Genomic DNA, 14,359 nt, shown 5'->3' on the forward strand with positions numbered 1-14,359 from the left:
AAAAAACAGATAGGAAATATATGAATTTTGAGCTGATTTTATCCTTTATTGTAACAGTTGTCAATGTATTGGAAGAATTCTGTCACCTTATTTCTATATATTCTTGTAACTTTTCAACTGATTTTGGGCCAATACCCGACACTTTTTGGACATCTTCTATCGTTTGAAACGGGCCGTTTTCCTCACGGTAAGTAATAATCGCATCCGCTTTGGCAGGTCCAATCCCTGGAAGTTGCTGCAACTCTTCAACCGTGGCTTGATTAATTCTTATTTTACCGTTATTACTAGTTGTAGAATTCGCACTTATTGCCGACTCGACCATTGGAATGTCTTCTTCTCCCACTTTAGGAATATAAATAACCATCGCATCGTCGAGTACGGAAGCTAAATTAATTTTTTGTTCATCAGCCTCTTCTGTTAGTCCTCCAGCTAACTCAATTAAATCAATTAAACGCTGTCCCTCTATTAGTTCATATACTCCTGGAGAAGCTACCTCGCCCTTCAAATCAACCAGAATTTTCTGTTCCTGAACTTCAGTCACTTGCTCCACTTCCTCATTTTCAAAAGACCAGTTTAATTCTTCCACCTCCTCGTTATTGTCAAAGTGTAAAATAAAGCTTACACTAACTACTAGAAGTAAAACTCCAATCGTACTGATGAGATAGAATTCACGTTTGGAGATTTTCATACTTACACCTCGCTTTAGAAAGGATGTTATCAATGAGTGTACATTTAGCCATATCAAAACAGGTTGAAAACCATATAAATGGACAAACCCAATTTAAAAAACTAGAAGCTTTACGGGAAGCTACGATTGAAAAAGTGTTAGCGGACGCAAGAAATGGAGTTGATTTTTCGGTTGGGGAAATCAATGACATTACGAATGAAATGAACGGAATAGCATATAAGTTTGGTTTTCCTACACGCAAAACCGTTACAAAAGAAATGATAAAGGAATATGCGGAAAAATCTCTAAAAACGAACTAATAATATACGTGTTATTTCTTCAAAAATTTCGTTTTTGCACCTTTCTTTGGACTCGTAGCCAATATACTCCCTGGCTACGAGTCCAAAATCTTGAACACCCCCTTTTAGAAAAGAGCCTTTAAAAACAAACATATTACGATAGCCTCCCTCATATATTTACGTTAAAGACTGTCTAAAGCACATTCTATTGCCCCTATTGAGCACAGCGTGAGGAAAAGGAGGGATGCAACATGAATATTGGGATAATTGGTACAGGAAGCATGGGAACCATCTTAATTGATTCCTTAATTGAAGCAAAAGCTGTCACTCCATCCCAGCTGTTCATTCATAATCGTACACTAGAAAAAGCTAAAGCCCTTGAACAAAAATACAACTCACTTCACATCTGTGAATCCCCAAATGAAGTTGTAAGGCAGTCAGACCTTATATTCATTTGTGTAAAACCACTACAATTTCATGCTCTATTAGAAACCATTCAACAAGAATGTTACAGAAACCAACTTCTTGTTTCCATTACAAGCCCACTTTCTGTAGAACAGCTAGAGAAAATGGTCAATTGCAAAGTAGCAAGAGCCATTCCGAGTATTCTAAACCGAGCCCATTCGGGTCCATCATTACTTAGCTTCGGGAGCCGGTGTACTACTAAAGATAAAGAAGTATTGACCTCCCTGTTAAAAAACATATCTACACCGCTTGTCATTGAAGAAAATATTACGAGAGTCGCATCGGATATTGTGAGCTGCGGGCCAGCGTTTTTTAGTTACATTTTACAACGTTTTGTCGATGCAGCCGTTAGACAGACGGACATCACAGAAGAAGATGCAACGACATTGGCAACGAATATGATTATTGGAATGGGAAAACTGTTAGAAAAGGAAGTTTTTACTTTACCGACTTTACAACAAAGAGTCTGTGTGCCTGGGGGCATAACTGGTGAAGGAATAAAAGTGTTAGAAGAAGAAATTGGCCAAATGTTTGATCACCTTTTTCAACAAACACACGCCAAATACAAGGAAGATAAAGAAATCATTCAACAACAATTTACATCAAAAACATATAAAGAATAAGACAAGAGACGACGCCTTCTCTTGTCTTATTCTTTCTTTTTACTTAAAATCCTGCTACTTTTTTCTCGCGACAAAAAATATTCTCTCACTTGTTTCCGTTACTTTATTTCCAAAGTCCGCACTAATTTCTTCAACTGAGAAGCCCGCATCCTCTAGACACTGTTTATACTCGTCAATTGAGTATGTCCGCTGTTGATGAAACTCCTCATAACGTGTATATGTCTCATCTTCATTGCGAACAAAAAAAGTTAAGTCATGTTCTATACTATGGGGAAACTCTCCTTCAAACGCCTTCCAAATGTAGGAAACCTCTTCTTCATCATCAGCGAATAATTGACCTGCGAAAATTTGATCCATCTTGTAACAGGAATGCACATCTAAAATCAGTAATCCTTTATCCTTTAAAGACTTGTGAAAAGATGAGAATGCCACCTGAACATCTTCTATACTCGTTAAGTAATTTAAGCTATCACAATATGTGAGAATGGCATCGAATTGGCCAAGTCCGTCTAAACTTCTCATATCTTGTTCAAAAAGAGGCACCTGTAGATTGTTAGCTTCAAGCTTATCTCTTGCAACGACGAGCATCTCGCTTGATAAGTCTACCCCTGTCGTTTGATAACCTTTTTTTGTTAATCGAATGAGCAGTTCACCTGTTCCACAACCAACATCTAGAAGCTCGTTTCCTTCTGGCAAATACGTTTGCAGCTTTGTTTCCGTAAAAGTTAACCAGTCATCATAAGGTGCATCTTTCATCAAGTGATCATACAAGTATGCAAACTGCTCGTAATTCATCATTATCCCTTTCCATACCAGTTATAATAATTCCCCTTCGAGCTCCATAACTGGTGCGTCTCCCCATAGCTTTTCTAAATTATAATACGATCGTTCATCACTGTGGAATATATGGACAACGATATCACTTAAATCTACAAGTACCCAACGGGCTTGATCAAATCCTTCTAATCGTTTTAAATCAATTCCATTTTCTTGGGCAACTTTTTTTAACTCATGAGCAATTGCTTGTACCTGCTTTTCTGAATTCCCGTGACAAATAATAAAATAATCGGCGATTAAAGAAACACCTTTCATATTAAGTACAACAATATCCTCTGCTCGTTTATCATCAATAGCTGTAACAGCTAGTTTTAAAACTTGATTTACATCCATTAAGACGATTACCTCCCTTTTCCTTTTACATTCATAATAAGTTGATTATAAGCTGCAAGTGTATCTGGATAAACCAATTGCTGTTTTTTCATTAAAAAGATCATCGTATTCCGCAAAGACAGAATACAAGCGTGATCAAGATTTTCAGTTACGGCTAGTCTCACTTCTTCTACACCTGGAAAATGTCTTCCAGGTTCAATATAATCAGCTAAAAAAATCACTTTCTCTAACAACGTCATTTTCGGTTTCCCTGTTGTATGGTAACGAATCGCTGATAAGATTTCTTGATCCTTTATTCCAACCTCATGTTCTACCCAATAGGCACCACAAGGAGCATGCAAGAGCTCATCTCCATAAATGAGGAATTCTTCTCCAAGTCGCTTTTCTAGTATCAGTTGGCGCATTTCTTCTTTCGGCCTAAATTTTGCATAATCATGAAAAATACTAGCGATTTCAGCTTGTTTTTCGTTGACTCCCACCTGTTTTGCAAGCTGAATGGCAGTGTCCATGACTCCAATCGTATGCGAATATCGATGCTCTGTTAAATGAGGTTTAACGATTTCTAACGCTTGCATTCGTTCCATATAACTCTCTCTCCTCAATAAAATGACGGACCGATTCAGGGACGAAATAACGGATGCTCCGCCCTTCTTTTATTCTATCTCTAATACTTGAAGATGAAATATCCACTTGAGGGATTGTTAATAATACCATTTTTTCTTCATACGTTGATGTTTCGGAATAACCTGGTCGCCCAAGCCCCACAAATGTAACATATTCAAATAACTCATCGATGCGTTCCCACGTATGAAGTTGTTCAATCATATCTCCGCCGATAATGAAATAAAAGTCTACATCTGGTAATTTCATTTTAAGTTCTTTCAACGTATCAACAGTATAGGAAGGACCCGTTCTTTCTAGCTCTATCGTTGAAACAACGAACTGATCTGCGCCATCAATGGCTTTTGTCACCATCTCAATCCGGTCATCTACAGATGAAACATCGTTCGTTTTCTTATGGGGGGGAATATTTGCTGGCATAAACCAGATTTCATCTAACTTACATTGCTCTAATACTTCTTGAGCGATAAGTAAGTGCCCGATATGAGGAGGATCAAATGTACCTCCCAGAATTCCGATTTTTCGCACAATCATTACTCCCCTTTACCAATTATTGTGGAAGCTCAAGCTGTTTGTTTTCTTTAGATTCTTTATACAAGACAATTGTATTCCCAATCACTTGTACTAGTTCAGCTCTTGTTCCTTTACTTAACGTGCTAGCCACTTCGTCTTTATCTTCATCACAATTTTGAAGAACACTTATTTTTAGTAATTCTCTAGCTTCTAACGCATCCTCAATTTGTTTGATCATATTATCATTTACTCCACCTTTACCAACTTGAAAAATAGGGGTAAGGTGATGAGCTTTCGATCGTAAGAAACGCTTTTGTTTTCCTGTTAACATGAATTTGATACTCCTCCTAATTGTTGTAGTACTATTTTTTCCATTTCGTTGCGGTCTGGTTTAGTTCCCGTCCACTTTTCAAAAGCTAAAGCCCCTTGTTCAACAAACATTCCGACTCCATTTAAAACGGTTGCACCTTTGGCTTCTGCTTCTTGCAATAATTTGGTCTTTAACGGATTATAGATTAAATCACTCACCACGGCATCTTGTTTTATGTTGTTTAAGGCAATTGGCAGTTGATCGACATTGGGACTCATACCAACTGAAGTTGTATTAATGATTAAGTCAAATTGATGTAGTTTTTGCTCAGCTTCTTCAATGGACCAAACAAAAGCATCCTTCGAACTTTGGTTACATTCACTTGCTAAGCTTGCCGCCTTCTCTTTCGTGCGGTTAGCGATATGTAGTTCCTCCACCCCATAACGTGAAAGAACCGTTAACACCGCTCGAGCTGCACCTCCAGCACCAATTAAGAGGACTCTCATTTGTTTTAGCTGATCCCCTGTTACTTTTAATAACGATTGCAAATAGCCTTCTCCATCCGTATTATAGCCGAATAATCTCCCATTATCGTTCACAACAGTATTAACAGCACCAATTAACTTTGCTTCTTCGTCAACCTCGTCTAAATACTTCATAACCTCAACTTTATGAGGTATGGTAATGTTAAATCCACTTATCCCTATAGCTCGGAACCCTGCAATCGCTGCTTGTAAATCAGCTTCACTTACATCAAAAGCATGATAATGATGATTTTGGTGTAATAAGTGAAAAGCGTTATTGTGCATACTAGGTGACATTGAATGACCGACTGGATGACCAATCAATCCAAATAATTTCCCCATTGTTTTCTCCCCTTTTTAAATAAGTGAAGGTCGAACTGTAACCCCTACACCTTTAGGAGCATATGCTTGAACGTGAACATTCTCTTGATGTACAGCAACCCAACCTAAACCTGAATACACGATATCGCTTTTCTCTTTAATATAAAATTCATGCTTGACTAGTTCAGGCAATATTTGTTTGGTTTCTGGCCCTGGTGGTGATAACAATTCACCTAAATGGTTTTTGTAGAGTTCATCCGCCTTATCAAGTTTTGTCCTATGAATAGGAATGTCGTTTGAGAAATAACAAACAAATGAACCGCGATCCCCTTCAACAAAATCAAATCGGGCTAACCCACCAAAGTATAACGTTTGTTCAGGATTTAACTGAAATACCATCGATTTGATTTCTTTTTTCGGCGTAATCGTTTTTAATTCTTGCTTGTCAATGTAATGCGCAATTTGATGATGATTAATAATTCCTGGTGTATCGTAAAGTGCAGATCCATCATCTAACGGAATGTCGATCATATCTAACGTCGTTCCAGGAAAATGAGATGTTGTAATTAACTGCTCCTCATCTCCACCAAACTCTTTAATCAATTGATTAATAAAAGTGGATTTTCCCACATTAGTACATCCTACAACATATACATCCTTTCCTTTTCGTAGCTCATCAATTCGATGGGCAACATCTATAACACCGCTTCCCTTTTCCGCACTAATCAACATTACATCGATTGGCTTTAAGCCCAATTCTTTCGATGATCGTTTTATCCAATTGATCAACTTGTTGTGATTGAGTGACTTCGGTAGTAAATCGACTTTATTTCCTACTAATAAAACATCATTTCTCCCAACAAAACGATGTAAACCAGGTAACCAACTTCCATTAAAGTCAAAAATATCAACGATTTTCACAATGAGAGAATCGGTTTTGCCTAGCGTATTTAAGATCTTTAAGAAATCATCATCTGTCAAGGCAACATCTTGTACTTCATTATAATGTTTCAAACGGAAACAGCGCTGGCAAATGACCACATCACGTTCTAAAGCTGATGGTGGTGCGTAGCCCAGTTCACTTTTAACAGCGGATTGGACTTTTACACCACAACCAGCACAAATAATATCTCTTTCTTCCACTATTCATCCTCCAATGTAACGTGCTTATAAGTGATTTCTTTCTTTACACTTTTCTATTCCTATTATTTGAAACGACTAAGTTGTTATCCTCTTCTGTTTAATGATTTTATGGAAAAAGTGTAAGATTTTTTCTTTTTGGGTATACAACGTTGTAAATTAACCTTGTCTTAAAGGATAAATGTACCAAACCTTTAGTCAAACGGTAAGTATACAATTTTTTTCTGTTAATTTCAATTATTTTGCGTAAAGGAGTGTCACTTTTCTATATGTTCATCTTTTGATATAGTACAAGTTAAATTCATTTTTTCTTAAAAATATAAGACATTTCGAAAAAATTCTATTTTTTTCAAAAAATATATAAAAAGTTTTCGACAAAAGTTGGTGGTTATCAACACTGTGGATAACTTTATTCACGTATCAACATGTTGTAAATTATGGAATTTTTATATTTATGAACAAGTCATCAACAAGTTATCCACTATTAACTGTGGATAAAACGAACGGTTGTTCTATTTTTTGGGACATGGTAGGATTAGGATACAACAAATTGGAAATCCTATTATTATATGAATTCACTACAAAAACATGCATGAAATACACATAAGTTTTGTTAACTGTTACTCTTGACTATTTTAATAAATTTCCTTTCGAAGGAGGTTAATAAATAATGAAAAAACTTTCGGATGAATTACTAATTGAGACGTACTTTAAAGCAATGGAACTCAAACTTAGTGAGGATTTCATTAACCTCATTAAACACGAGATTGATCGTCGATCATTAACAGACAAAATTAAGCTTTCTTCCTAACAATAGATATTACGACAGACCAATTCAATGGATAGCAATGAGTTGGTCTTTTTTTGTCTGAAAAATAGAGTCACTATAGGACTTAAGCGCTATTCCAATATTTTTATTTGTTTTAGAAAGTAATAAAAAAGGACACCCAAATATTAAATTTGGATCTCCTCCTTATTACCGAATTTTAATATACTCTCTTGGCCTAAATGGTTCCATTGGCTCGACTTGTTGTGGCGCTTCTAAAATCCCCATATGCTCATGCTCTTCATCAAGATTATACATTTGAATATAACGATTATTTAGGTTGTCCGCTTGCCAAGCTCCAATAAACATAATGGTAAAGATGATTAGTGCCACTAATCCTTTCCGAGTTCTCATAATTTTCACTCCAGTAGGTCTACGAAAAATAGATAATACTTATAGAATGAAAAAGAATGCAGAAAATTATACATACAATTTAGAAAAAAATTACATAAATTTATCTATTTTGTGAACAATATCAATGATTTTCCTAATAAAAAAAATATTTTTTGATCAATTTATCGAATTTCTACATATTTAAAAAGAACCACAAAATCATGACCGTATTACTAACGTGTCGAAGGTGCAAGCGTTACTAATTTATTATATAATTTGACTTAGCCTTGTCCTGCCCAAGTATCTTTATAGATTAATGCACCTTTAAAACTGAATTAGTCATCGTTTGTTCATTCGGATTTTAAACAAACTATCTCGGTAATCTCTAAAGAGGCTGAATCAAATAGCAAAGTGTCAGCTCCTTAAACGATACATATAGTTCCTTAAATGGAATACGTATATATATCGTTTCAAGTGTTGAGCATGGACACTTATGAGTCAGCCTCTTTATATGTGATATGTCACGTAAAATAAATTTAAGGAGGTAATAAACATTGACTGCTCTACACTGGGCTACAATTGCACCATTTTTACTAGCCATTCTTGTTCCATTTCTTTATAAGTATATTCGAAGCATACATACAGGCTGGTTTGTACTTGCATTACCTGTTTTTCTCTTTATTTATTTCATTCAGTTTCTCCCGGTGACATCGAATGGGAACGTAGTAACGCATACAGTTCCTTGGGTACCTTCTTTAGGCATTAATTTTACCGTCTATGTTGATGGACTCAGCTTGCTATTCTTACTCTTAATTACAGGAATAGGGGCTCTCGTCGTTCTCTACTCCATCTATTATTTGTCCAAGAAAACTGAATCGCTTAACAATTTTTATGTTTATTTATTAATGTTTATGGGTGCGATGCTTGGGGTTGTTATTTCGGACAATTTAATCGTATTGTATGTATTTTGGGAACTTACAAGTTTAGCATCATCTCTATTAATTAGTTATTGGTTCCATCGTGAAAAGTCAATCTACGGTGCCCAAAAATCGATGCTTATTACCGTATTTGGTGGATTTGCAATGCTAGGTGGATTCTCACTTCTTTACGTGATGACAAACACGTTTAGTATCCGAGAAATCATCGACCAAGCAGCAGTCATTGCAAATGATCCACTAATCATTCCAGCAATGCTTCTCGTTCTTTTAGGAGCTTTCACCAAATCAGCACAGTTTCCATTTCACATTTGGTTACCAGATGCGATGGAAGCACCAACACCTGTAAGTGCATACCTACACTCAGCAACGATGGTTAAAGCAGGAATTTATCTTGTAGCACGTTTAACACCTGTTTTCGGTGGACTTGCCGAATGGTTTTGGATTATTTCAGCGTTCGGGATATTCACCTTATTGTGGGGATCCGTCTCTGCTGTTCGTCAAAAGGACTTAAAGTCAATACTAGCCTATTCAACGATCAGCCAACTCGGATTAATTATGTCATTACTTGGGTTAGGTTCCGCTTCTTTATATTATGGAGTTGGTTCAGAAGAAGGACTATACTACTCCGCAGCGGTGTTAGCAGCCGTATTTCATCTCATTAATCATGCCACCTTTAAAGGTGGGCTATTCATGGCCGTTGGAATCATCGACCATGAAACTGGGACTCGAGATATAAGAAAACTCGGGGGATTAATGGCGATTATGCCAATTACTTTTACAATCTCTTTAATTGGTCTCGCTGCGATGGCAGGACTTCCGCCTTTAAACGGCTTCTTAAGTAAAGAGATGTTCTTTACAGGACTTCTTAGAGCTTCTGAATTAGATATCTTCAATATGCAAACATGGGGATTACTCTTCCCAGTTTTCGGTTGGATAGCAAGTGTGTTTACGTTTGTTTATTGTACGATCATGTTATTTAGAACCTTTACAGGGAAATTCAAACCTGAAAATTTCGACGTCAAACATGTGCATGAAGCACCAATTGGTATGTTAATTAGTCCAATTATCTTAGTTTCATTAGTCATTATCTTTGGTTTCTTCCCGAACTTACTGGCTTACACCCTAATTGAACCTGCAATGGCAGCGATTCTTCCAGGGTTATTAGAAGAAGGACAACGTTTTTATGTCAATATCTATCATTGGCACGGCTTTAATACCGAATTATGGATGACAATTGGAGTCATTGCGATTGGGGTCCTCATCTTTTTAACTGCAAGAAAATGGATGCAATTAAATATCTATTTACGGGAGCGCGATCCTCTTAACTATTTCTACGATCAAGGGTTAGTAGGCTTAATCAAAGGTTCAACGAAAGTAACTAAAATTCAAATGACGGGTTTATTACGTGATTATTTTGCGTATATGATTACATTTATGATCCTTGTACTTGGTTACACATCAATAAGATATGATGTATTTACAATTGATACAACGAATGTGGCTGTCATATCGCCGTATATGTGGGTGATAACGATTGTATTTATTGCAGCAACGTTATCCGTTCCATTTATTAATCACCGTATTACATCCATTATTATCGTAGGGATTATAGGCTATTTACTTGCATTATTCTTTGCCGTATTTAGAGCTCCAGATTTAGTCTTAACTCAGCTACTCGTCGAAACGGTAATGGTCGTTTTACTATTACTTTCGTTTTACCATTTACCAGAGCTTCGAAAAGAAAAGTTCACCCCTCGTTTCAATGGAGTGAATTTAATGATCTCAATAGGAGTTGGTGTACTCGTTACAGCAATTGCTTTCAGTGCATTTGCATTAAGCAATACTAACGGTCTAACGCCAATCTCTGAATACTTTATTGAAAATTCCTACACTCTAGCAGCAGGTAAAAACATGGTTAACGTCATCTTAGTTGACTTCCGTGGTCTTGATACATTGCTAGAAGTACTCGTACTTGGAATTGCGGCTCTTGGTGTTGTTACATTAATTAAATTACGTATGACGGGGAGGGAAGATGTATGAGGACCAACAATGTAATGCTTCACACGATTACACGAATTGTAACCTTCATTATTCTTGTCTTCTCGGTCTACTTGTTCTTTGCTGGGCATAACAATCCTGGCGGTGGATTTATCGGTGGACTAATGACTGCAAGTGCTTTGTTACTAATGTATCTTGGATTTGATATGAAGACTGTCAAAAAGGCTATCCCGTTTAATTTTACGCATATGATTGCGTTTGGATTGTTAATCTCGATCATAACAGGATTTGGCAGCATGCTTTTTGGCTTTCCATTTTTAACTCAGTTTGATCAATATGTGACGATCCCGCTTCTAGGTGAGTTTCACTTAACAACTGCACTCCCGTTTGATTTAGGAATTTACCTAGTCGTAGTTGGGATTGCACTCTTAATTATTTTAACAATTGCGGAGGATGATGCTTAATGGAAATTTTAATGTCCATCACAGTTGGTGTCCTCTTTATGGTCGGAACGTATTTAATCCTGACGAAAAGTTTACTACGAGTTATCTTAGGTTTGATGCTCCTTTCGCACGGTGCACATTTATTACTACTCACTATGGCAGGATTAAAAAGAGGAGCTCCTCCTTTACTAGGACAAGAAGCTCCCTTTTATGCCGACCCGCTTCCACAAGCGCTAATATTAACAGCCATTGTAATTAGTTTCGGTGTAACGGCATTTTTACTCGTATTAGCTTATCGAACATATAAAGAGCACAAAACTGATGATTTAGATAAATTAAGGGGAACTGGCGATGAATAATTTAGTAATATTACCAATATTAATACCATTTATCATCGGAACTGTACTCATTTTATTTGCGAAATACCACACGCTTCAACGCGTCATTAGTGGGATAACCGTTTTTGCTCTTCTTGGTATATCGATTTATTTAGCCATCTTTGTTTATCAAGAAGGAATATTAACGTTAGAACTAGGTGATTGGCCAGCACCATTTGGTATCATACTAGTTGCGGATATGTTTGCAACGATGATGGTCATTCTTTCAAGTATTGTAGGGCTTGTATGTTTATTTTTTGCCTTTCAAACAATTTCAAGTGAACGTGAAAAGTTCTTCTTTTACCCTTTCTACTTCTTCCTTTTAACAGGGGTAAATGGTGCCTTTTTAACAGGTGACTTGTTTAACTTGTTCGTATTCTTCGAAGTTATGTTAATCGCTTCGTATATTCTAATTGTTATTGGTGGTACGAAATATCAACTACGTGAATCTTTAAAATATGTAGCTATTAATATATTCGCCTCCATTTTGTTCATTGTCGGTGTCGCTTATATATATGCGGCAACAGGAACATTAAATATGGCAGATTTAGCGGTAAAGGTTGCACTCTTAGAGCAACAAGGTGTATTGAACGTCATTGCAATTCTCTTTTTAATTGTATTTGCAATGAAAGGAGCACTATTCCCGCTCTATTTCTGGCTACCACGTTCCTACTACGGTCCACCTGCAGCAATTGCTGCCTTATTCGGTGGCTTATTAACAAAAGTAGGAATGTATGCGATCATTCGCATGTTTACATTAATTTTCAATCATGATCCTGGCTTTACACATACGGTCATTTTAATCCTAGCAGGATTAACAATGTTCTTTGGTGTATTAGGAGCTGTATCGCAATTCGATTTCAAACGAATTCTCTCTTATCACATCATTAGTCAGGTTGGTTACATGGTAATGGGTCTCGGTATCTTTACTCCACTTGCAATTGCAGGTGCGATCTATTATATCGCTCATCATATTATCGTAAAAGCTGCACTATTCCTCTTTGCAGGGGCTACGCAAAAGCTAACAGGAACGACGAACTTAAAAGAGATGGGTGGAATATTAAAAACACATCCATTACTTTCGTGGCTGTTTTTCATTTCAGCTATATCACTAGCTGGAATTCCACCACTGAGTGGGTTCTTTAGTAAATTTGCACTCATCTTAGCAGGCTTCCAAGAAGAACGGTATATCATTGTAACCGTTGCGTTAATTGTTGGTCTATTAACTCTCTTCTCGATGTTGAAAATCTTTATCTATGCTTTCTGGGGAGAGCAAAAGATGACTGAAAAGCAAGCAAAACAGAAAGTTGGAAAATTACTTCTCCCTATCGTACCATTAGTCATTTTAACCGTAGTGTTGGGCTTTTTCGCAGAACCGATCTTCTCGTATTCATTAGAAGTCGCAGAAGAGCTTTTAGACCCATCGATTTATATTAATTCTGTACTTAAGGAGTAGTTGCTATGGCTTTTCAAATCTTATTAAATGTCGTGCTTGCTTTTATATGGGCTTTCTTACAAAATAGCTATACTTTTGTCGACTTCTTCATAGGGTATCTCGTGGGTTTATTGATATTATTTGTTTTAAGGCGATTTCTTAAGTTTGATTTTTACTTCAGACGTGTCGTCGCGGTCATCAAACTCATCTTACTCTTTAGTAAAGAGTTGATATTAGCCAACTGGGATGTTATTAAAATTGTGTTGAGTCCAAAAATGGACATTCAGCCTGGAATTATAGCAGTTCCCACTAAGCTCAAAACAGAATGGGAGCTAACGTTACTCGCTTCTTTGATCTCATTAACACCAGGAACGTTATCAATGGATTTTTCAGATGACAATAAAATTCTTTATATTCATTCAATCCACGTTCCTGATAAAGACGAGATGATTAAACAAATACACAATACGTTTGAAAAAGCCATCATGGAGGTGACTCATTGATGCTACAAACTGTATTACAGATTGTTCTCATCATCATGTCCATTTCACTTTTCGTTTGCTTTATTCGTGCGATTATTGGACCTACGATGTCAGACCGTATAGTTGCTTTAGATACGTTCGGAATTAATTTAATTGGCTTTGTTGGAATTTTAATGATTATTCAAGAAACAACCGCCTATGCAGAAATTGTTCTAGTCCTCGGTATTCTTGCTTTTGTCGGTTCCATTGCACTAGCCAAGTTCTTAGAAAGGGGTGTTGTTTTTGATCGAGATAATAATTAGTGTCTTCGCCTTAATAGGAGGCCTTCTCAGCCTATTAGGAGCCATCGGTATGATCCGATTTCCCGATGTATACGGACGATTACACGCAGCCACTAAGAGTGCAACATTAGGCGTTATTTTAATCATGACAGCAACCTTCTTATTCTTTCTGCTTTATGAGCAACTGTTTGTTGCAAAAGTCTTATTAACGATCCTTTTCGTATTCTTAACCGCACCTCTTGCTGGGCAGATGATGTCAAGATCCGCCTATCGCACTGGTGTCCCACTATGGGAAAAAAGCATTCAAGACGATTTAAAAGCAAAAATGGACAAAGACAAGAAAAAAGTGAAAGCAAAAAGCTAAAGGGGATCACTCCTTTAGCTTTTTTTGTTGCACTTATTAATAGGATGTAGTAGTAGTAGTGGAGAAAGATTCGATAATTGGTTGGGTCGTAGGTTGCTATTAGGTTATTTCCGTTTTAGTGACCGTTTCGTATTTGTTTTAGATTTACGGGCTTTATTTCAACTCCTTGCGTTCCCGTTTCTCATAGTTTTATGATTTACGGGATCTATTCAACTCCTTTGATTTACCT

19 protein-coding genes are annotated in these 14,359 nt (G+C 36.7%); 10 read left to right on the forward strand and 9 right to left on the reverse strand.

Going from position 1 to position 14,359, the window contains the following annotated elements; genetic code table 11:
- Positions 1-82 precede the first annotated feature (82 nt).
- Positions 83-688, reverse strand: a complete 606-nt coding sequence (locus BK574_RS12865) for a helix-hairpin-helix domain-containing protein (RefSeq protein ID WP_078428867.1) — start codon at positions 686-688, stop codon at positions 83-85.
- A 32-nt stretch (positions 689-720) separates the two neighbouring features.
- On the opposite strand from BK574_RS12865, the gene BK574_RS12870 reads away from it, so the two are divergent.
- Together BK574_RS12870 and comER are read left to right on the forward strand one after the other, a co-directional pair.
- On the forward strand, positions 721-987 hold the full coding sequence (locus BK574_RS12870; protein WP_075386829.1) for a DUF2533 family protein: 267 nt from the start codon (positions 721-723) through the stop codon (positions 985-987).
- A gap of 230 nt (positions 988-1,217) precedes the next feature.
- On the forward strand, positions 1,218-2,054 hold the full coding sequence (gene comER, locus BK574_RS12875) for a late competence protein ComER (protein WP_075386828.1): 837 nt from the start codon (positions 1,218-1,220) through the stop codon (positions 2,052-2,054).
- Positions 2,055-2,108: 54 nt separating this feature from the next.
- On the opposite strand, the gene BK574_RS12880 is transcribed toward comER, so the two are convergent.
- The 7 genes from BK574_RS12880 to yqeH are packed head-to-tail and all read right to left on the reverse strand — an operon-like array spanning position 2,109 to position 6,656.
- Complete coding sequence (locus BK574_RS12880) at positions 2,109-2,849, reverse strand: class I SAM-dependent DNA methyltransferase (RefSeq protein ID WP_075386884.1); 741 nt, start codon at positions 2,847-2,849, stop codon at positions 2,109-2,111.
- 21 nt (positions 2,850-2,870) lie between these two features.
- Positions 2,871-3,224, reverse strand: a complete 354-nt coding sequence (rsfS, locus tag BK574_RS12885) for a ribosome silencing factor (protein WP_075386827.1) — start codon at positions 3,222-3,224, stop codon at positions 2,871-2,873.
- 8 nt (positions 3,225-3,232) lie between these two features.
- Positions 3,233-3,808, reverse strand: coding sequence for a bis(5'-nucleosyl)-tetraphosphatase (symmetrical) YqeK (gene yqeK, locus BK574_RS12890; protein ID WP_078428868.1), 576 nt, complete (start codon positions 3,806-3,808; stop codon positions 3,233-3,235).
- Positions 3,777-4,379 (reverse strand): nicotinate-nucleotide adenylyltransferase, encoded by a 603-nt coding sequence (locus BK574_RS12895; RefSeq protein ID WP_420796940.1) that lies wholly within the window; start codon positions 4,377-4,379, stop codon positions 3,777-3,779. The genes yqeK and BK574_RS12895 overlap by 32 nt, the downstream gene beginning before the upstream one ends.
- Before the next feature lie 16 nt (positions 4,380-4,395).
- Positions 4,396-4,689 (reverse strand): ribosome assembly RNA-binding protein YhbY, encoded by a 294-nt coding sequence (gene yhbY / locus BK574_RS12900; protein ID WP_078428870.1) that lies wholly within the window; start codon positions 4,687-4,689, stop codon positions 4,396-4,398.
- Positions 4,683-5,534, reverse strand: a complete 852-nt coding sequence (gene aroE, locus BK574_RS12905) for a shikimate dehydrogenase (RefSeq protein ID WP_075386823.1) — start codon at positions 5,532-5,534, stop codon at positions 4,683-4,685. Before aroE ends, yhbY begins: the two co-directional genes overlap by 7 nt.
- 15 nt (positions 5,535-5,549) lie before the next feature.
- Positions 5,550-6,656, reverse strand: a complete 1,107-nt coding sequence (gene yqeH, locus BK574_RS12910) for a ribosome biogenesis GTPase YqeH (protein WP_078428871.1) — start codon at positions 6,654-6,656, stop codon at positions 5,550-5,552.
- A gap of 667 nt (positions 6,657-7,323) precedes the next feature.
- Between yqeH and sda the strand changes: the two genes are divergently transcribed.
- Complete coding sequence (gene sda, locus BK574_RS12915) at positions 7,324-7,464, forward strand: sporulation histidine kinase inhibitor Sda (protein WP_075386821.1); 141 nt, start codon at positions 7,324-7,326, stop codon at positions 7,462-7,464.
- Between the two features lie 165 nt (positions 7,465-7,629).
- Here the strand turns inward: sda and BK574_RS12920 are convergent, their stop codons facing one another.
- A complete protein-coding gene (locus BK574_RS12920; protein WP_078428872.1) occupies positions 7,630-7,833 on the reverse strand; it encodes a hypothetical protein in 204 nt (67 codons plus the stop codon).
- A 533-nt stretch (positions 7,834-8,366) separates the two neighbouring features.
- On the opposite strand from BK574_RS12920, the gene BK574_RS12925 reads away from it, so the two are divergent.
- From BK574_RS12925 to mnhG, 7 genes are read left to right on the forward strand one after another with little or no spacing between them, the layout of a single operon-like run.
- Positions 8,367-10,790, forward strand: a complete 2,424-nt coding sequence (locus BK574_RS12925) for a Na+/H+ antiporter subunit A (RefSeq protein WP_078428873.1) — start codon at positions 8,367-8,369, stop codon at positions 10,788-10,790.
- Complete coding sequence (locus BK574_RS12930; protein WP_075386818.1) at positions 10,787-11,212, forward strand: Na(+)/H(+) antiporter subunit B; 426 nt, start codon at positions 10,787-10,789, stop codon at positions 11,210-11,212. Before BK574_RS12925 ends, BK574_RS12930 begins: the two co-directional genes overlap by 4 nt.
- Positions 11,212-11,550, forward strand: a complete 339-nt coding sequence (locus BK574_RS12935; RefSeq protein ID WP_075386817.1) for a Na(+)/H(+) antiporter subunit C — start codon at positions 11,212-11,214, stop codon at positions 11,548-11,550. The genes BK574_RS12930 and BK574_RS12935 overlap by 1 nt, the downstream gene beginning before the upstream one ends.
- The gene (locus BK574_RS12940) at positions 11,543-13,024 is read left to right on the forward strand and encodes a Na+/H+ antiporter subunit D (RefSeq protein ID WP_078428874.1); all 1,482 of its coding nucleotides are present in this window, start codon (positions 11,543-11,545) and stop codon (positions 13,022-13,024) included. The genes BK574_RS12935 and BK574_RS12940 overlap by 8 nt, the downstream gene beginning before the upstream one ends.
- 5 nt (positions 13,025-13,029) lie before the next feature.
- Positions 13,030-13,506: a Na+/H+ antiporter subunit E gene (locus tag BK574_RS12945; protein WP_078428875.1), complete on the forward strand. Its 477-nt coding sequence runs from the start codon at positions 13,030-13,032 to the stop codon at positions 13,504-13,506.
- Positions 13,506-13,787 carry a Na(+)/H(+) antiporter subunit F1 gene (locus tag BK574_RS12950; protein ID WP_075386814.1) on the forward strand — a complete coding sequence of 94 codons (282 nt, stop codon included), beginning with the start codon at positions 13,506-13,508 and terminating at the stop codon, positions 13,785-13,787. Before BK574_RS12945 ends, BK574_RS12950 begins: the two co-directional genes overlap by 1 nt.
- Positions 13,768-14,130 (forward strand): monovalent cation/H(+) antiporter subunit G, encoded by a 363-nt coding sequence (gene mnhG, locus BK574_RS12955; RefSeq protein WP_075386813.1) that lies wholly within the window; start codon positions 13,768-13,770, stop codon positions 14,128-14,130. Before BK574_RS12950 ends, mnhG begins: the two co-directional genes overlap by 20 nt.
- Positions 14,131-14,359 lie beyond the last annotated feature (229 nt).

Origin of the sequence: Alkalihalobacterium alkalinitrilicum, assembly GCF_002019605.1 — a bacterium.
Classification (GTDB): Bacteria; Bacillota; Bacilli; order Bacillales; family Bacillaceae_F; genus Alkalihalobacterium; species Alkalihalobacterium alkalinitrilicum.